We start from the raw sequence: 19,900 nt of genomic DNA, 5'->3' as shown, positions 1-19,900 counted from the left end.
TTGCGCTTGATAAAAATCAATACATAAGGTTTCAAAGCGGTACTGATGTTCCGGATCGAATCCTCGCAACGGTTAAGTTAAAGGGCGGGGTTGCGCTATCTTGGGCGAAATGAGTCTAGTGGCTAATTGCAATAGATGGCCGATTTATGCTTGGGCGACCCTTCAGGCCAATGACTGGTGGGATGCTGTCATTTTTGTGAAATATTGTTAGTTGCCGATCCAGTTACCCCCGAGAAGGTCCTCACCTTTGCGAATGTGCAAAGGCGCTTTGCAAAACAGACTATTCACAAGTGCTCTCTTATTGTCGATCTTGTGCGGGTTCTTCCAACCCACGAGTGTCGACTTCAGGAGTGTACGTCTATGGACGGAGCGGAAATAAAAGAGCGAATTCGTCGTTACATCATGAAGGACTTGATCGGGCCAAGTGCGAAAGATGACGAACTGGATGACCAGACTCCATTACTTGAGTGGGGCATTCTAAATTCAATGAATATCGTCAAGCTGATGGTCTACATCAGGGATGAAATGGGCGTGTCCATCCCAAGTACGCACATTACCGGTAAGTACTTCAAAGATCTGAATGCAATATCCAGGACAGTTGAGCAATTAAAGGCCGAGTGCGCATAACAGGGAGTGTGCAATGAACGATCATGATTATGACGTAGTAATTATCGGGGGCGGGCCGGCCGGTTCGACGATGGCGTCCTACTTGGCCAAAGAGGGTGTCAAGTGCGCAGTGTTCGAAAAGGACTTGTTCGAGCGCGAACATGTCGGCGAGTCGTTGGTTCCAGCCACCACTCCGGTACTGCTGGACATCGGCGTGATGGAAAAGATCGAGAAGGCCAACTTCCCGAAGAAATTCGGGGCTGCCTGGACTTCGGCCGACTCGGGACCTGAAGACAAGATGGGCTTCCAGGGGTTGGACCATGATTTTCGTTCGGCGGAAATTTTGTTCAATGAACGCAAGCAGGAAGGTGTCGACCGTGATTTCACCTACCACGTCGATCGCGGCAAGTTCGACCGTATCCTGCTGGAGCACGCCGGTTCGCTGGGGGCTAAGGTGTTCCAGGGGGTAGAAGTCGCCGACGTCGAGTTCATCAGCCCAGGCAATGTCATCGTCAACGCGAAGCTGGGCAAGCGCAGTGTCGAGATCAAGGCGAAGATGGTAGTCGACGCCAGTGGCCGTAACGTATTGCTGGGCCGGCGCCTGGGCCTGCGAGAGAAAGACCCGGTTTTCAACCAGTTCGCCATCCATTCCTGGTTCGATAATTTCGACCGCAAGTCGGCGACCCAGAATCCGGAGAAGGTCGACTACATCTTCATCCACTTCCTGCCACTGACCAATACCTGGGTCTGGCAGATCCCGATCACCGAGACCATCACCAGCGTCGGTGTGGTCACGCAAAAGCAGAACTACACCAACTCCAATCTTTCGTACGAGGAGTTCTTCTGGGAAGCGGTCAAGACCCGCGAGAACCTCCATGACGCCCTCAAGGCGTCGGAGCAGTTGCGCCCATTCAAGAAAGAGGCGGACTACAGCTACGGCATGAAGGAAGTGTGTGGCGACAGTTTCGTCCTGATCGGCGATGCCGCGCGGTTCGTCGACCCGATCTTCTCCAGTGGTGTCAGCGTGGCTTTGAACAGTGCACGTATCGCCAGTGGCGACATCATCGAGGCGGTGAAGAACAACGACTTCCAGAAGTCCAGCTTCACCCGCTACGAAGGCATGATCAGGAACGGCATCAAGAACTGGTACGAGTTCATCACTCTCTACTACCGCTTGAACATCCTGTTCACCGCATTCGTCCAGGACCCACGCTATCGCCTGGATATCCTCCAACTGCTCCAGGGTGACGTCTACAGCGGCAAACGCCTGGAGGTGCTGGACAAGATGCGCGAGATCATCGCCGCTGTCGAAAGCGATCCGGACCACCTCTGGCACAAGTACCTGGGCGACATGCAGGTCCCTACCGCCAAGCCTGCTTTCTAAGAAACGACACATACCCCAGTCGAAGGAGATGACTGAATGGATGCCCGTGCGCCCATGGATTTCGAACCCATTGCCATCATCGGTAGTGGTTGCCGCTTCGCCAAAGGCGCAACGACACCCGAAGCATTCTGGGAACTCCTTCGTGCTGGGACCGATTTCATCGGACCGGTACCCACTCAACGCTGGGACTCGGAGGCAATCTACGACGAGTCCGCCGCGCAAACCGGTACGACCTACTGCAAGGTCGGGGCGTTCTTGCAAGATGTCGATCGTTTCGACGCCCATTACTTCGGTATCTCGGCCTCCGAGGCCAGGGAAATGGACCCGCAGCAGCGCCTGTTGCTGGAGGTCGCTTGCGAGGGCGTGGCACGTGCCGGCATGACTCGCGAGCAGCTCAAGGATAGCCGCACCGCGGTATACGTCGGGATGCTGGGCATGGATTACCTGGCATTGCACTCACGCGAGTCGGGGGTCGGGCAGATCAATCCCTACTATGCCGCCGGCAAGGAGTTCAGCTTCGCTGCCGGGCGTATCGCTTATCACCTGGGGGTGCACGGCCCGGCGATGACCGTGACCACTGCCTGCTCCTCATCCTTGGTCGCCATGCACTTGGCTTGTCGTGCCTTGCAAGCCGGTGAAGCGGACCTGGCCCTGGCGGGCGGGGTGAACCTGATGCTGGCCCCAGACCTGACGATCTACATGAGCCAGATCCGGGCGATTTCCCCCAGCGGCCGGTGCCGGGTGTTCGATGCCGCTGCCGATGGCATTGTTCGAGGCGAGGGTTGCGGGGTAGTGGTGCTCAAGCGCCTGGCGGATGCCATGCGCGATGGTGATCCGATCCAGGCGGTGATCAGGGGCTCGGCCATCAACCAGGATGGCGCCAGTGCTGGCCAGACCGTGCCCAATGCCAACGCCCAGGCTGCGGTGATCGCCGAGGCGTTAGAGGTTGCCGGGTTGACGGTGGAGGATATCGACTACGTCGAGGCCCATGGCACAGGAACGCCCTTGGGCGATCCCATCGAGCTGTCCTCCCTGGCCCAAGTGTTCCAGGGCCGTGAACGCTCGCTGATGGTGGGATCGGTCAAGGCCAACATGGGGCACCTGGACGCGGCGGCCGGCATGGCCAGCGTACTCAAGGCCATGAAGGTCCTGGAGCACGCCGAGGTGCCCCCGCAACTGCATCTCACGCGCTTGAACGAGCTGGTGGACTGGAAGCGTTCCAGGCTCTGCATCCCCACGACGCTTGAGGCCTTGCCCAAACGCTCGCTCCTGGCCGGAGTCAGCGGTTTCGGACTCAGCGGCACCAATGTCCACATGATCCTGGAGGACGCCAGGGCCTATCGTCAGGCGCGATCGCAACAAGTGCCTGCGGCACAACTTCGGCCCTGGATCCTTCCGGTATCGGCCAAGGCCGCCCAGGGCGTGGTGGACCAGGCCAGGGCCTATGCCGACCAGTTGCCGGAGCAGGATGATCGGCAACTGCGAGCCTTCGTCGCCAGCGCACTACATCGCCGGGAACATTTCGCTTTTCGTCGTGCGGTGGTCGGTGTCGATAGTGCTCAGTTGAAAAGCCAGCTGGCACAACTGGCGCTCCCCTGCGCGGCATGCGCCACGGACGAGCAGAGCGAACCAGCGGCGGTCTTCGTCTTCACCGGGCAGGGCGCCCAATGGGTCGGCATGGGCCAGGACCTGCTGGAGCGCGAACCGGTGTTCCTGTCGATGATCCAGCGTTGCGACCAGGCCATGGCCCTATGGGCGGACTGGTCGATCGAGGCCGAATTACGCAGCGCAGAAGGCGCATCCCGGTTGCACCTCACCGAGTTTGCCCAGCCATGCATCTTCGCCATCCAGGTGGCGCTGGCCGAGTGCCTGGGCCAATGGGGCGTGAAGCCTGCGGCTGTGGTCGGGCATTCCATGGGCGAGGTGGCTGCCGCCTATTGCGCTGGAGCCCTGGACCTGGAATCGGCGGTACGGGTGATCCATTTCCGGGCCCAGGCCATGAAGGGCACATTGGGCCAGGGCCGCATGTTGGTGGTGGGGCTGGCGGCGCAACCGCTTCAGGCGCGCTTGGCGGTGGATCGGCAGCTGGAGTTGTCGGTGGTCAATAGTCGTAACAGCTGCGTGGTGTCCGGCAGCCCTCAGGCGGTGCTGGAGTTGGACCGGCAGTTGCGCGAGGAAGGTGTCTTCACGTACCTGATGCCGGCCGAATATGCCTTCCACTCCTACCAGATGGATACCTGCCTGGAAGCCATTCGCCTGGGGCTGGATGGCCTGGAGGCTGGACCGGCATCTATCCCATGGGTCTCCACCAGCGCCATGCCTGATGTCGCAGCGATAGCCGATGTCCAGTACTGGCTCGACAATGCCCGCGGCGCCGTGCGCTTTGACCGGGCTATCGAGCACCTGGTCGACCAGGGGCATCGATTGTTCGTCGAACTGGGCCCGCACAAGGTGTTGGCGCCATCGATCAACCAGATATTTGCCGACCGCGGTGTCGAAGGGCTGGTTTGCGGGGCACTGCACAAGCAGGGCGACGCCGCCACGGAACTGGCGGCAATCCTCGCTCGACTGTACGAGCAGGGCGTGGCGCTCGACTGGCAAGCCTATCAGCCCAGGGAACAGGCCTTCGACCTGCCGGCTTATCCTTGGCAGCACCAGAGTTTCTGGTTCACCCCTGCGCCGGTGGCGCCCCTGGTCGAGCCGTTGATGGACCTGCGAGCGCAAGTAGTGGTCTATGACGCCCAGGGCAATATCCGCGCCCAGGCCCATGATTTGCTGCTGAGCCAGCCCGGACAGGCGGAACCCGACTTGCAGGTGGCGATGTCGGTCGCAGCACGGGAACCGGTGGGGACAGTCATGGCCGCCGACGTACGCAGCCAGATCAAGACCCTGCTGACCGAAATCATCGGTGCGGCTTGTGTCGATCCGGACCCGGATCGCGGATTCTTCGAGCTGGGCCTGGACTCCATTTCCCTGGTCGAATTCAAGCGCAAGCTGGAGCAGCGCCTTGGTCTCAAGCTTTCGGCCACCGTAGGTTTCGACCATCCCACGCTCAATCGTTTGAGCCACTATCTGCAAGGGTTGTTGTCCAGCCAAGCGCAAGCCGCCCCGGCAGGCATAGGGGGTGAAGCAGGAAACGCAATTGCGAGCGACTGCCCGGCGCAGATCGCCGTGGTGGCCATGGCTTGTCGGTTTCCCCAGGCGGACAGCCCCGAGGCGCTCTGGCAATTGCTGCTCGAACAGACCCCGACCGTAGTGCCAGTGCCCCAGGAGCGGTTGGTTGGTGCGGTGGCCTGCGACGCTTTCCCGCGCTTTGCCAGCCTGATCGAGCGCCCTGAGGGATTCGACGAAGATTTCTTCCGGATTTCCCCCAAGGAGGCCAGGAGCATGGATCCGCAGCAGCGCCTGCTGCTGATGGTGGCCTGGGAAGCCTTGGAACGGGCCGGCCTGAGTCAGGAAAAGCTGCTCGACCAGCGGGTTGGGGTGTTCGTTGGCGCCAACTCCCACGACTACGAAGCCAGGGTCTTGAACTGCCCCGAGGGCTTGGATGCGCACTACGGAACGGGTAGTTCGTTTTCCGCCATTTGCGGACGCCTCTCGCATTTTCTCGGCGTGCGCGGCCCGAGCCTGACCGTCGATACTGCTTGCTCGTCTTCACTTGCCGCCATCCACCTGGCCTGCAACAGCCTGCGCAGCGCGGAGTGCGATGTGGCCATCGTCGGCGGGGTGAACGTCATCGCCTCGGCGGCGATCTTCCAGTCCATGGGGCAGGCCGGTGCATTGGCGGCGGACGGTATCAGCAAGACTTTCGATGATCGCGCCGATGGTTATGGCCGGGGAGAGGGTTGCGGCGTGGTCATTCTCAAGCGCCAGGCCAGGGCCGAGCAGGATCGGGACCCCATCGTCGCCACCATCCTCGGTTCGGCGATCAACCATGATGGTGCCTGTGCCGGCCTGACGGTTCCCAACGGACCGGCCCAGGAAGCGCTGATCCGGGACGCACTGGCCAACTCGGGGGTGCGGCCCGAGCAAGTCGGCTACGTGGAGGCCCATGGTACCGGGACCGTGCTTGGTGACCCCATCGAACTCAATGCCTTGCATAACGCCTATCGCCAGGGATGCGCCGATGGTACGCCGGCGCTGACCGTCGCTTCGCTCAAGGCCAATATCGGCCACCTGGAGGCAGCCGCCGGCATTGCCTCGCTGATCAAGGCCTGCCTGGTGGCAGAGCGGGGCCTGGTGCCGCCGCAGCCCTACCTGCATATCGCCAATACCCGGGTGGCGTGGGAGCAGATGAACCTCAAGCTGCCCCGCCAGGCGGTGGCCTGGCCGGAGCCGAGCGAGGCGCGGATCGCCGGGGTCAGTGCCTTTGGTTTTACCGGTACCAACGTACATGTATTGCTCAAGGGACATCGCTCGCTCCCCGTTGCGCCGTTGTCGTGCGATGCCGAGCCCGTGGCCTTGTGCTTGTCTGCGGCTACTGCGGCGGCCTTGGCGGCCCTGGCCGGTCGTTACCTGGACTTCCTGGGTGAGACCGAGCATGCCGCCCAGGAGATCTGTTCCAACGCTCTGGTACGCCGCACCTGGTTCAAGGAGCGCTTGGTGGTTCATGGGCGCAACTGCCAGGAATTGCGCGAGGCGTTGCAGGCCTGGCTCGATGGCTCTTCGGTAATTGATGACAAGGTGCCAGGTTGCGATGAGCCCTGGGCGCTCCTGGCCGATGCCTTCATGCGCGGGGAGCGGACGTCCTGCCCCGAGCGTTTGCCAGAAGGGCATCGGGCACTCGAGCTACCCGGCTACCCCTGGCAGCTCAACGATTACTGGCTCGACACCGTTGCCCCAGCGTTGCCCGGTCAGCCGTCGCGAGCATTACCGGCTCATCCCTGCCTGCATTCTCTGGCACGTCCGACGAGCGACATCTGGTACTGGTCTGCATTACTCGACCCCCAGGGTGATTACTACGAGCCCCTGGCTGGCCGGGGCCAGGAGTTCAAGCCGCACTGGCTGCTTGATGCGGTGCTGCAGGCCATCCGGGAAACACCACGGGGCCTGCAGCAGATTCGCGACCTGCGCATTGCCCGTGTAGGCCTGGCCGCCGGGCAGCCTGTGATCTCGCACCTGACCCTGCACCTCCAGGCGTGCGGTGCCACTTTCGAGCTGGCGGTGCAGGGCGTCCATGACGAGGTCCGCCAAGTGTGCATGAGCGGAACGCTGCAGGAGTGTGAGACGCCCCTGCCAGGCGAGCTGGAGGCGTCTGGCGAACAGTGCCTGGAAGTTTCCGAAGATGGCTTGTCCGGATTGTCGGTAGGCTCGGCAGCTGGGCCGCGCCAAGCACTGAGCCACTTCGCTGCGTCCCTGGCGCCGGAGCAACGGCAAGCGGACTTGTTGGAAAACGCGATCAAGCTCTTTGAGGGTGCCAGTGCCGCGACCCTCCTTGGGTTTTCCCGGATCCAGGTGCTTGCCGGCCTGCCGTCGAGCCTGAGGGTGGTACTGGCTCCTGGGGAGGATGGCAAGACGGGTTGCCTGCAAGCTTTCGACTTGCAGGGGTGCCGGGTCGCTCTATTCGAGGCGCCACTGTTCGCCGAACCTGGTTCGCGATACCTGGCCGAGATCGCTGAGGCAGCGCCCGAAGTACCGATGATCCGCCGGGAGTGGCGCGACTATCCGTTGCCCGAGACCAGCGAACCGGTTTCGGGATATTGGTTGGTGCTGGCTCGGCAGGCCGGGGATACACGACCGCTGCAAGCGGCCTTCCAGGCAGGGCATTGCTCGATCGAGATCATTGCCTTGCAGGACGGTACGCAACCGTTACCGCAGCGGCTTGCCCAGGTGTTGCGCCGGGTCGGCACGGACGCTTCCTGTCGCGGGCTGGTAGTACTTGGTGCCGCCGGTGCTGTGGCTGGGGAGGGCTGCAGCCTGTCGCCAGCGCTGCTGGCCGGCACCGACGTGATGCAGGCCCTGGCCGCTGCTGCGGCGAGCGGTGCCAAGCCCGCCAAGCCGATCTGGTTCGCCGTGGCCGGCAGCCAGGCCAATGAGCCGGTGGCGGCCGCGAGCCAGGCTGCATGGCAAGGAGCGGCGCATATCTTCGCCATGGAGCATCCCGCCTGGTGGGGTGGACTGGTCAGCCTCGACGGGCGCGACAGGAGAAGCTACGCCAGTCTTTGCCGGCTGCTGCGCGGGCAACCCAGCCATGACCATCTGGCGATCGAAGGTGTTCGGATCCGGGCCCAGTACCTGGTGGAGGAGCCAGCTGCTGCTGTACGGCCGCTGGACCCGCCACCGCTGGCGGGAACGGTGCTGGTGCATGCCTGCCCCGGAAGCGACCTGGAACCGGTACTCAAGGCGCTTGCGCGGCGCGGGGCAGCGCGGGCGTTGCTGCTCAGCCACGCTCCGGAACAAGTGCGCTGGTCGCAACCAGCGCCGCTGCCGCTGTCGACAGCCATGTTGCCGCAGGAGGCAGGCTTGGCCTTGGCGCAGCTTCTTGGCTCACTGCGCGCGCAGGGCCCCATCGCCGGCTTCGTTCATCTGGGCACTGACTGGCGCACCGTGGCCCTGGCCCGAGCGGAGTTCGGCTCCCAGGCGCAGGCGCTCGCCCGCCAGCTTGAAGTCCTGCAACAGATCCACCAGGCCTTGGACGACCCTCGGGCGTTCTTCCTGATCATGGGCAGCGCCACCTCCCTGCTGGGCGGTGCGGGTTTTGCCGCTTGTGCCATCGCCGATGCCTATGCCGCCTGGATCCACGACCAGCGTCTTCGCCAGGGCCTCGCTTGCCAAATGCTGCAGGTGACGCAAAGCGAGCGTGAACTGGAGCACGACGCCAACGCCAGGGCGGCGCTGCAAGCCAGCGGGCTGCAACCGCTGAGCCAGGTTCAAATCGAGCAGGGCATCCTGCGCCTGCTCGAGGGCGGTCATGGCCAATACGGCCTGCTCAATGTCGAGTGGCCACAACTCAAGCGCCTGTACCAGAGCATCCTCCCTTGGCCGCTGCTTGAGCACATGGGCATGCAGGACATCGAGCAAGACTCACGCCTGGACGAGTTCGCCGGCATGCCTCCCGCGCGCCAGAAGCGAACGATGCAGGCGCTGGTGTGCGAAGTGATAGAGCAGGTGTTCGGCATCACCGATGGCCGGGACCTGGACGTACGCAAGGGATTCTTCGACATGGGGATGTCCTCGGTCATGTCGCTGGACCTGCGCGCCAGGCTCAACCGTGCACTGGGCATCGACCTGCCGTCGACCTTCGGTTTCGAGTACACCTCCATCGAGCAGGTGACGAATTACCTGATGGACCAGCTCCTGGAGTCCGCACCGGTTGTCGCTGCCCAGAGTGCCGCACAGGCAGGGCAACAGCAGGACCTGAACCAACTGTCTCGGGCGCAGCTGATTGGCGCACTCGAGGATGAGCTGCGGGATCTTGCCAATTACTAGCCCGGCAGTTGCGTGGCGACTGCCAGAGAATCACCGATCGAGGCCTTTTATGGATAACGATATCCGCGATGCAAGCAAGGACCAGCTGCAAGAGAGCCTTGCTCAGGCGATCACCACCATCCGTGCGCTCAAGGACAAGGTCGCCGGCAAGTCCCAGGTATCCGGCGAGCCCATTGCCATCGTCGGCCTGGGCTGCCGGTTGCCGGGGCATGCCGATAACCCCAGGCGTTTGTGGAGCCTGTTGAAGAACGCCACCGATGCGGTGGGAGACATGCCCAGTGACCGGCTCTACGGTACGGACTACTACGACCCCGATCCACAGGTGCCTGGCAAGGCCTATGTCATGCGTGGTGGATTCATCGATGCGGTGGACCAGTTCGACCCGACCTTCTTCGGCATCTCGCCAAAGGAAGCGCAAGGAATGGATCCGCAACAGCGGCTGGCCCTGGAAGTAGCCTGGGAGGCCCTGGAGCATGCCGCTATCGCTCCCGACAGCCTGCACGGCAAGAAGATGGGGGTGTTCATGGGCGTCAGCACCAATGACTACGTGCGCCTGCGCCAGCAACTGGGCGTGGCCGAGGACGTCAATGCCTACCAGTTCTATGGCGAGACCAGTTTCGTCGCCGGGCGCATCGCCTACACCCTGGGCTCGAGGGGGCCGGCGGTGGTGCTCGACACCTCGTGTTCCTCGTCCCTGGTGGCCCTGCACCAGGCCTGCAACAGCCTGCGTAATCGCGAGAGCGACGTGGCGCTGGCCGGCGGGGTCAACCTGATCCTGTCGCCCTACGGTTTCATCCTCGTCAGCAAGTTGCGTGCGGTAGCGCCCGATGGGCGCTGCAAGACCTTCGATGCCGCGGCCGATGGCTACGGGCGTGCTGAAGGCTGCGTGATCCTTGCCCTCAAGCGCTTGAGCGATGCGGTACGCGACCAGGATCCGATCATGGCCGTGATCGAGGGCAGTGCGGTCAACAACGATGGAGCCAGCAGCGGGATCACGGTGCCCAATATCCATGCCCAGGAGGAAGTCATCCGGCTGGCGCTGGGCCAGGCCGGGCTCCAGGGTGTGGAGGTGGACTATGTCGAGGCCCACGGCACCGGTACGGCCCTGGGCGATCCGATCGAACTGCGTGCACTGCATGCGGCGCTGGGCCAGCAGCGCGATGGTGCGAAACCGCTGCTGGTCGGTTCGATCAAGGCCAACATGGGGCACCTGGAGCCAGTCGCCGGGGTCACCGGGCTGGCGAAGATCCTCTTGTGCATGCAGCACGAGGCCCTGGTGCCACAAGTGCATTTCCATACTCCCAACCCTCGAGTGGAGTGGGATCGCCTGGCTCTGAAGGTGGTCACCGAAGCCACGGCCTGGCCGCGTCAGGGCAAGGCGCGCCACGCCGGGGTCAGCTCGTTCGGCGTTACCGGGACCAACGCCCATGTGGTGGTGGGGGACCCGCCGCCCAGGACGCGTGGTGCAGGACACGGCAGCCCCTGGCAACTGCTGACTATCTCGGCCAAGGGCGAAACCCCGCGACGCCAGGTTGCCGGGCGCTACGAGCGTTTCATCGCCGAGCATGACGAGCTCGAATTACGCGACCTGTGCTACACGGCGAACCTGGGGCGCGCGCATTTCGGCCATCGCTTCGCGGCCGTTGCCGATAGCCGCGATGGGCTGCGCGAGCAATTGGCGGCTTATGCATCGCGCAAGGTCATTGGCAACGTCTTCGACGGCCGCTGCCAAGGGGCCCCCGAGGGCCTGGTCATGCTGTTCCCCGGTCAAGGTTGCCAGTACCGTGGCATGGCCCGGGAACTGTATGAGCACGAACCGTTCTTCAAGGCCCGGATCGACGAGTGCCGAGCCCTGCTCGGCCCGATGATGGAGGTGGATCTGCTCACCCTGGTGCTCGACGACTCGGCCGCCAGCGAAGGCTACCTGGAGCAGACCCGTTACGCACAGCCAGCCATATTTGCCGTCGAGTACGCCCTGGCTCGCCTATGGATGCATTGGGGAATCGCTCCGGATGCGGTGTTCGGCCACAGCTTTGGCGAAATCAGCGCCATCTGCGTGGCCGGAGCGATTTCCCTGGCCGATGCCTTGCGCATGGTGGAGGCGCGTGGTCGCCTGGCGCAGCAACTGATGACCGCGGGCGGGGCAATGTATGCCCTGGGCATGAGCGAGGAGCAACTGGGCGCGGTGCTCCGGGAGTTGCCGGGTACTAGCGTCGAATTGGCCGCGGTCAACAGCCCGCAGGACCTGGTGGTAGCGGGTCCGCAGGCTGAGGTGCAGGCGCTGGCCGAGCGCCTGCGGACCAGTGGCTGCAAGGTGCGCAAGCTGGGCGTGTCCCATGCCTTCCACAGTGCCGCTACCGAGCCGATGCTCGAAGCATTCCGCGAGGAGGTGAAGCAGCTTCGTTTCAGTGAGCCGCGTATGCCCGTCATCGCCGGCGTCACGGGGCAGGTGCATACCCTGTCGAGCCTGAGTTCGCCTGACTATTGGTGCATGCATACCCGCCAGGCCGTGAGGTTCAGTGCTGGCGTCACTACCTTGCGTGAAGAGCTGTCGGTCGGGACGTTCCTCGAGGTGGCCCCCGATGCGGTTCTCACGCCGCTGATCGGCCGTGATGAAGGCGCAGGCGAGGTCCTGGCCATCCCCTGCATGCGTCATGCCGGCGAGCCCTCGCGGGACCTGCGTATCGCTGCAGCGCAGCTCTACGTCGCTGGCTACGATCTCGACTGGGCGAGACTGCACGAGCATGACGGCGCATTGCGCCAACCCATGCCCAGCTATGCTTTCCAGCGTCAACGCTATTGGTTCGACGTAGCCCAGGGCGCATCGTCCGGCGTCTCATCGGCCCCGCCCGGCTCATCGAGCTTAATGGGGCACCCGGTCAAGGCACCGACCCCGGCGTTCGAGGCGACCCTGGACTGCGCCCGACTGCAGGCGTTGGGAGCTGAGTGTCGCGATGACTTGGTGTTGTTACCGCCCGCCCGCCTGCTGGCGGCTTTCACGGCCCAGATCATCGACCAGCTGCAACTGGAGTCCTGCGCTATCAGCCTGGCGAGCATGCCCCAGGCCCTGGTCATGCATCCGGATGACCAACTGAACCTGTTCACCGAACTCAAGCCGCTTGCAGGCTCGGCCTGGGAAGTGCGCTGCTTTGCCTTGAGCGATGCGGCCAAAGCCGCCACTGCCGATTGGCAAGCGGTCTTGTCGCTGACCCTGCAAGCGCACCCCGTCAGCGCCGGGCCACTACCGTGTGCGGAGCAGGAGTCGACGCATGAGCCGGGGTTCGTCTACCACATGCAACTGCCGGCAGAAACCGACGGTCACGGCAACCGCTTGGCCCAGGTGCTGGAGTACCTTGGCCAGGCGATACCGGATAACGCAGGCGCAACGGTGGCAGGTCTTTGTCGCTTGTTCTGCACGCGGGCCAGCATGCACGAGGTGCAAAGCCTGGCCCTGGTCGCTAGCCCGGCGGATCCGCAACAGTTCGATTGCACCTTGTATGGCAGTGCTGGCCAGCCTGTGGGGCGGCTGGAGGGCGTGAGCCTGGCCGCGGCAGGCAACGAGCAGGCGCTGTGTGGCCCCCTTTGCCAGCCAGACGTGCTCTACAGCCTCGACTGGCTGGAGCGCCCGCGCAAGCAGGCCGACGTGCTTCGCCCGGATCGGTTGTTCACCCTGGTCGCGAGTTCACCGGAGCTGGCCCAGCCACTGGTCGAGCAGTTGCAGTCGGCCGGGCACCGGGCGTTGGTCATGTCTCCCCAGGCACTGCTCGAAGCCAGTCGAGTCGCCCTGGCCCAGGCCCCGGGCCAGTCTCCTTCGCTGGACAGCCAGGCGCTGGCCGCCGAGATCATCGTGCTCGACGGCAAGGACGTCGTCGATGCCCATGGCACCAGCCTACAGGAGCTGTCGAACCTGTCGGCGCAGCTGTTTCACCCCGTGCTGGAGCTGGTCCAGGCGCTGATCGCCCTGGGCGAGCGCGGCGGCCGGCTGTGGCTGGTCACCCAGGGGGCGAACGCCGTCGGCCTGGCGCCCGGGCAAGCCATGCAGGTGGCGACGGTACCCTTATGGGGGCTTGGCAAGACCATCGCCCTGGAGCATCCCGAGCACTGGGGCGGCCTGATCGACCTGGCTCCCGACGATCATGATTGGGCCCGGGCGTTGGCTGCACAAGTCATCGATCCCGATGGGGAGGACAAGATCTGCCTGCGCCCCGGCAAGCGTTATGTCCAGCGCCTGAATCACTTCAGTGAGGCTCGCTTGCCCAGCCGCGGTTATGTGCCTTGCGCCCAGGGTAGCTACCTGATCACCGGCGGCATGGGCGGGATCGGCCTGGCCATGGCCCAGTGGCTGCTGGACAAGGGGGCTGCCGAGGTGGTGATCACCGGCCGGCGTCCGCTGGAGCGGGTGGGCGCCGAGTTGGCGCGATTCGGTGCGCAGGCTTCGCAGGTTCGCTACGTGCAGGCGGATATCACCTCGCGCCAGGACATGCTCGGGGTATTCGCAGGGTGCGCATCGCCAGGCCTGAAGCTCAAGGGCATCTTCCATGCGGCGGGTATCTCCATTCCCCAAGACCTCGAGGATATCGATAACGAGAGCTTCGATCAGGTCATGCGGCCAAAGGTTGAGGGAACCTGGTTGTTGCATGAACTCTCCCTGGACCAGGACCTGGAGTTCTTCGTCATGTGCTCGACGATCGCCAGCGTGTGGGGGTCGCAGCACGTGGCCAGTTATGCCGCCGCCAATCAGTTCCTCGATGGCCTGGCCTGGCACCGCCGGAGCCAGGGTCTGCAGGCGCTGGTGATCGACTGGGGGCTCTGGGCCGGAGGCAGCCACCTGTTCGACGAACAGGTCCTGAACTTCCTCACCAGCGTCGGCCTGAAACAGATCGTGCCGGCGCAGAACATCGGCCTGTTGTCGCGGATTCTAGCCAGCGGCATGACCCAGCTAGTGGTATCGGGGGTCGACTGGGATCGCTTCAAGCCACTGTTGGAGTCCCGCGGCCCGCAGCCCCTGCTGGAGTACATCCGCAGCCAGGTGCCGGCCGCCAGGGTCGCCGAAAGCACCGGTGGCGACATCCTGGAGCGGCTTTCGGCCACCGACGAGGCCGGAGTACTGGCCTTGCTCGATGGCTACGTCTGGGAGCAGTACGCCCAACTGCTCGGGGTCAAGACCGAGCAAGTGCGGGCCAAGCTCGAAGACGGCGGCAGCCTGATGGACTACGGCCTGGATTCGTTGCTGGTCATGGACATGGTTGCCCGTTGTCGCCGTGATCTGAAGCTGGAGATCAAGGCTCGTGAGTTTCTCGAATGCCCGGGCCTGATGTGGCCGGATTTCCTGGCCCGCTCGATAAGGGAACAGGGTTGCCTGGCCGAGGCCTGAAAGGCCTGCGGCACAGATACCTGAAGAATGATCTGCCATTGAGGTGGTTATGAATGATGCGCTGTTTGGCCAGGTGCCAAACCATTACGACGTTCTTTTGGCCGGCAACAGTATCAGTGTGACGATGCTCGCTGCCTGCCTGGCCAGGAACGATGTCCGTGTCGGCTTGCTGCGCAACCGGCACCTGCCGCCCGACCTGACGGGCGAGGCGACGATTCCTTATACGTCGATGATTTTCGAGTTGATCGCCGACCGCTATTCGGTACCCGAGATAAAGAATATTGCCCGTACCCGCGATATCCACCAGAAAGTCATGCCGTCTTCCGGGGTCAAGAAGAACCTCGGATTCATCTACCATCAGCCAGGCCGAGCAATGGACATGGGCCAGGCGCTGCAATTCAACGTGCCTTCCGAACATGGCGAGAACCACTTGTTCCGGCCTGATATCGATGCCTACCTGCTGGCTGCTGCAGTGCGTTATGGCGTGCAACTGGTGGAGGTGGCGGATGCCCCGCGGGTCGTGCTCGACGATCGTGGAGCCAAGGTGGCGGTGGCGCAGGGAGGCTGGGTCAGCGCCGACTTCATCGTCGACGGCAGCCCGGCCGGGCAGATGATCGCCCGCCACGCCGATTTGCCCTCGGAGACCTGCACCATGCAGGCCCGGACCCGGGGATTTTCCACCCATATGCTCGGGGTGGTGCCGTTCGATGCCTGCGTTGAAGACGATTTCCCCGGCCAGTGGCATGAAGGCACGTTGCACCATGTGCTCGAGGAAGGCTGGGTCGGGATCATTCCTTTCGACAACCACGCGCATTCACGTAACCCCTTGGTCAGCGTACTGGTGTCGGTACGCGAGGATGCCTGCCAGGGTGCCGACGGCGACCAGGTGCTGGCAGGGCTGGTCGACAAGTATCCCGGGTTGGCCAAGCACCTGGGCGGTGCCCGGCGAGTACGGGAGTGGGCGGTTCGCGAGCCGCTGCGCGAAGTGTGCCCTTCGGCGCTCGAGCGCCGCTGCCTGATGTTCGACGAAGGCGCGGCGACCAATGACCTGCTGTTCTCGCGCAAGCTTTCCAATGGAGCGGAGCTGGTACTGGGCCTGGCCCATCGCTTGATCGATGCCGTGCGCAGCGGGGATTACCGCAGCCGGGCGCTGCGCGAGTTCATCGTCACCCAGGACAGCATCATCAAGCTGAGCGACCGGATCGCGGCAGGTGCCTATGTCGCGTTTCGCGACCCCGAGCTTTGGAACGCCTTCGCCCGGGTCTGGCTGCTGCAGTCGATCGCCGCCACCATCACTGCGCGCAAGGTCAACGATGCCTTCGCCAAGTCCCTGGATCAACGGGCTTTCGAGGAGATCGACCGACTGGCCGAGGATGGCTTCTGGATGCCCCTGTACCAGGGCTACAAGGATATTCTCAACACTACCCTGGACCTTTGTGATGACGTCGAAAGCACCAAGGTTTCCGCGGCGCAAGCTGCAAGTTGCATTTTTGCGGAGCTGGCCAAGGCCAGTTTTGTACCGCCTATCTTTGATTTTGCTAATCCTCACGCTCGTGTCTATCAACTGACCACCCTGCGAAAGCTCAAGGCGCTCTGGTGGGGCCTGATGCAGGTGCCTTCGGAGGTCGGCCGGCTGATCTTCTATCGATCCTTCAGAAAACCATCCATGCGCAAGGAGAGTTGAAATGGACTTCAACTATGATGTCGCCCAGAAAAAACACGTTGCCATGATCGCCGAACTGTGTGCCGGCCAACTGGCCGAGAGCCGCAACCCACATTCGAGCTATTTCACCGCCCAGCAGTGGGCGGCTTGCGGCGAGGCGGGCTTGTTGGGGTTGTCGATTCCCCAGGAGTACGGTGGTCAGGGCCTGGGGGCGTTATCGACGGCCATTGCGATGCATGCCTTCGGCCTGGGCTGCACGGATATGGGATTGGTTTTCGCAGCTGCGGCGCATCAGTTCGCCTGCGCCATGCCCATCGCCGAATTTGCCTCGACGCAGGTCAAGCGCGAGGTCCTGCCCAAGCTGGCCAGTGGCGAGTTCATCGGTTCCAACGCGATCACCGAACCCGAAGCGGGCTCGGACTCCAGCAACCTCAAGACCCGGGCCTGGCCCCAGGCGGACGGCAGCTACCGGCTCAGCGGCCACAAGAGCTTCGCCGGCAATGCGCCGATCGCCGACATCTTCGTCACCTATGCCACCAGTAACCCCGAGTACGGCGCCCTGGGCGTCAGCGGGTTCGTGGTGCAACGCAACACTGCGGGTATCAGGGTCAGCGATCCATTGGCCAAGGTGTGCCTCAAGAGCTGCCCGGCCGGCGAAGTGTTCTTCGACGATTGCCAGGTTCCCGAAGCCAATCGCCTGGGTGAGGAGGGGCAGGGCCGGCAGGTGTTCCAGAGCTCGATGGGTTGGGAACGCGCCTGCCTGTTCGCGGGATTCCTGGGCATGATGGAACGGCAGCTGGAGCAGGTTATCGAGCACGCCCGTACCCGGCGCCAGTTTGGCAAGGCCATCGGTGACAACCAGGCGGTCTCGCATCGCATCGCCCAGATGAAGCTGCGCCTGGAGTCGGCCCGGCTGCTGCTGTTCCGGGCTTGCTGGGGTATGGACCAGGGCGACCCAGGGCAACTGAACATCGCCTTGTCGAAGCTGGCGATCAGCGAGGGTGCGCTGGCTTCGAGCATCGATGCGATCAGGATCTTCGGCGGCAGGGGCTGCCTGGAGTCCTTCGGTATCGAATCGATGCTGCGTGACTCCATCGGCACCACGATTTTCTCCGGCACCACCGACATGCAACACGAGATCATCGCCCGGGAGTTGAAGCTATGAAGCTGCTGCATGAACGGGTGATGCATAGCGCTGCGCGCTATCCGCAGCACTTGGCCGTGGTGGACGAAAACCAGGGGCTGAGCTACGAGGCGCTGGAGGCGAGGACCCGGGAATTCGTCGCCATGTTCTGTGCCCTGGGGGTGCGCCAGGGCCAGCGGGTCGTGCTGTGGGCACACAAGTCGGTCGATCTGGTGGCGGTGATGCAGGCCGCCCTGCGCTTGGGCGTGGTGTATGTTCCGGTCGATCCGATGAGCCCGGTGGCGCGTCTGCAAAAGATCGTCCATGACTCCCAGGCAGTGCTGCTCATCTGCACCAGTGCGCGCCTGGAGGAGCTCGTTGCATCCGAACTGCAGCAGGTGCGTTGCGTGGTGTTGGACGATGTAGCCAACGCTCGTCACTGGCGCAATATAGAGGCAGGTTCCGGTGTGGTGCCGCAACTCGATATCCAGCCCGATGACCTGGCCTATATCCTCTATACCTCCGGCTCTACAGGCGTGCCCAAGGGCGTATCCCTCAGCCATGGCAACGCTCTGGCGTTCGTCGATTGGGCGTGCTCCAGCTACGGCTTCGAGGCGGGCGATCGTTTCGCCAACCATGCGCCGTTTCACTTCGACCTCTCGGCCCTGGATCTCTATGGCGCGCTCAACAGCGGCGGGACGGTCTACCTGGTGCCCGAGTCCAGCGCCTACTCTGCGCGATTGCTGACCGAGTTTGTCAGGTCCCATGAGATCACGGTGTGGTATTCGGTGCCCTCGGTGCTCATGTTGATGATGCAGGACGGCCACCTCCTGAGCGATCTGCAAGGAACCTTGCGGGTCGTGTTGTTCGCCGGCGAGCCTTTCCCGATCAAGCACCTGCGCGAACTGCGTAGTGCCTATCCCGATGTGCGCCTGGCGAATCTGTTCGGCCCTACGGAAACCAACGTGTGCACCGCGTTCGAGGTGACTGCCATCGATCCCCGGCGCCTGTTGCCGGTGCCCATCGGCACTGCGGCGTCCGGCAATCGCATCTGGGCACAGAAAGACGATGGCAGCCCCTGTGCCGTTGGCGAAGAGGGCGAACTGATCGTCCAGGGACCTACGGTCATGTTGGGTTATTTCGGCAAGCCGGCGCATCAGGGGCCCTACAAGACCGGAGATATGGTCAAGCAGTTGGCGGATGGCAATTACGAATACCTGGGGCGGCGCGACGACATGCTCAAGTTGCGTGGCAACCGTATCGAGCGTGGGGAGGTGGAGGCAGCGTTACTGGCCCATCCCCAGGTCAGCGAGGCGGCGGTACTGGTGACCGGGGAGGGAATGAATGCCCAACTGTGGGCGGTGCTGGTCCCCGAGGGGCAGGCCCGGCTGTCGATCATCGACCTCAAGCGTCACTGCGCCCAGCGCCTGCCGCGCTACATGATCATCGACCATTTGCTGTGCCTGGATGCGCTACCGCGCAACGCCAACGGCAAGGTCGATCGCTTCGCCCTGGCCCGGCGAGTGGAGGGTTGAACATGCGGACTCCGTCACGCTTGGACCAGGAGCTGTGGTTTCCCTATGCCAGCCGGCCACGGGGCAAGATGCGGCTGTTTACCTTCCCTTACGCCGGAAGCGGGGCATCGGTATTCCATCGCTGGTTCCTGCCGCTGTACGACCAGGTCGACTTGTATGCGTTGCAGCTACCGGGACGGGAGGGGCGCAGCCGGGAGGCTCCCTATGTCGACCTGCAAGTCGCGGCCCATGCCGTGGCCGACTGTCTGGAGCAGTTCAGCGACGATATTCCCTGCTGTTTCTTCGGGCATAGCATGGGGGCATTGCTGGCGTTCGCGGTCGCCAATGTGCAGCAGCAGCGCCGGCAGCGGCTGCCCCTGCAACTGGTGCTGTCAGGCATGGTCGCACCCCATCTGCCGCAGCGGGTGGAGCCCTTGCACCAATTGCCGGCACAGCAGGCCATTGCAGTGCTGCAAGCCATGGGAGGGGTGCCAGCTGTGGTGCTGGCCGAGGAAGACCTGATGCAGATGTATCTGCCCATCATCCAGGCGGATATCGCGATGGTTCATTCCTATGGCTGTGTCCATGCCGGGCCAGTGGAAGTCGACATCACCTGCTTGAGCGGCGCCCAGGACTTGATCGCCCCGCCCGAGCCCATGGGGCAATGGCGGGAGTACGCGGGCTGCAGTTTCGAGCAGTTCGTTTTCCCCGGCGGGCATTTTTTCCTCGATGGTCAGGTCATGTCTCGGGTGAAGTCCGTCCTGGGCGGAGCCATGCACCAAGCGACCGGCAGCCTGGTGAGTTGAGC

8 protein-coding genes are annotated in these 19,900 nt (G+C 63.3%); all 8 read left to right on the top strand.

Annotated features, from left to right (window positions below):
* Positions 1–360: 360 nt before the first annotated feature.
* From AC3WK8_RS19030 to AC3WK8_RS18995, 8 genes are read left to right on the top strand one after another with little or no spacing between them, the layout of a single operon-like run.
* On the top strand, positions 361–627 hold the full coding sequence (locus AC3WK8_RS19030; RefSeq protein WP_085598271.1) for a phosphopantetheine-binding protein: 267 nt from the start codon (positions 361–363) through the stop codon (positions 625–627).
* A 13-nt stretch (positions 628–640) separates the two neighbouring features.
* Positions 641–1,990, top strand: coding sequence for a 1H-pyrrole-2-carbonyl-[peptidyl-carrier protein] chlorinase (gene pltA, locus AC3WK8_RS19025; RefSeq protein ID WP_053129118.1), 1,350 nt, complete (start codon positions 641–643; stop codon positions 1,988–1,990).
* Between the two features lie 36 nt (positions 1,991–2,026).
* A complete protein-coding gene (locus AC3WK8_RS19020; protein ID WP_103325527.1) occupies positions 2,027–9,418 on the top strand; it encodes a type I polyketide synthase in 7,392 nt (2,463 codons plus the stop codon).
* Positions 9,419–9,467: 49 nt separating this feature from the next.
* A complete protein-coding gene (locus AC3WK8_RS19015) occupies positions 9,468–14,792 on the top strand; it encodes a type I polyketide synthase (RefSeq protein WP_103325526.1) in 5,325 nt (1,774 codons plus the stop codon).
* A gap of 49 nt (positions 14,793–14,841) precedes the next feature.
* A complete protein-coding gene (locus tag AC3WK8_RS19010) occupies positions 14,842–16,476 on the top strand; it encodes an NAD(P)/FAD-dependent oxidoreductase (protein ID WP_103325525.1) in 1,635 nt (544 codons plus the stop codon).
* A 1-nt stretch (position 16,477) separates the two neighbouring features.
* Entirely contained in the window at positions 16,478–17,620 is a 1,143-nt protein-coding gene (pltE, locus tag AC3WK8_RS19005; RefSeq protein ID WP_085598267.1) for an L-prolyl-[peptidyl-carrier protein] dehydrogenase, read from the top strand.
* Positions 17,617–19,113, top strand: a complete 1,497-nt coding sequence (pltF, locus tag AC3WK8_RS19000) for an L-proline--[L-prolyl-carrier protein] ligase (protein ID WP_103325524.1) — start codon at positions 17,617–17,619, stop codon at positions 19,111–19,113. The genes pltE and pltF overlap by 4 nt, the downstream gene beginning before the upstream one ends.
* 2 nt (positions 19,114–19,115) lie before the next feature.
* Positions 19,116–19,898 (top strand): thioesterase II family protein, encoded by a 783-nt coding sequence (locus AC3WK8_RS18995; protein ID WP_085598265.1) that lies wholly within the window; start codon positions 19,116–19,118, stop codon positions 19,896–19,898.
* Positions 19,899–19,900: the final 2 nt, after the last annotated feature.

The sequence above is a fragment of the Pseudomonas sp. FW507-12TSA genome (genome assembly GCF_058781435.1).
The sequence above is the reverse complement of the archived record's forward strand: the minus strand, read 5'-3'. Positions and strand labels throughout refer to the sequence as shown.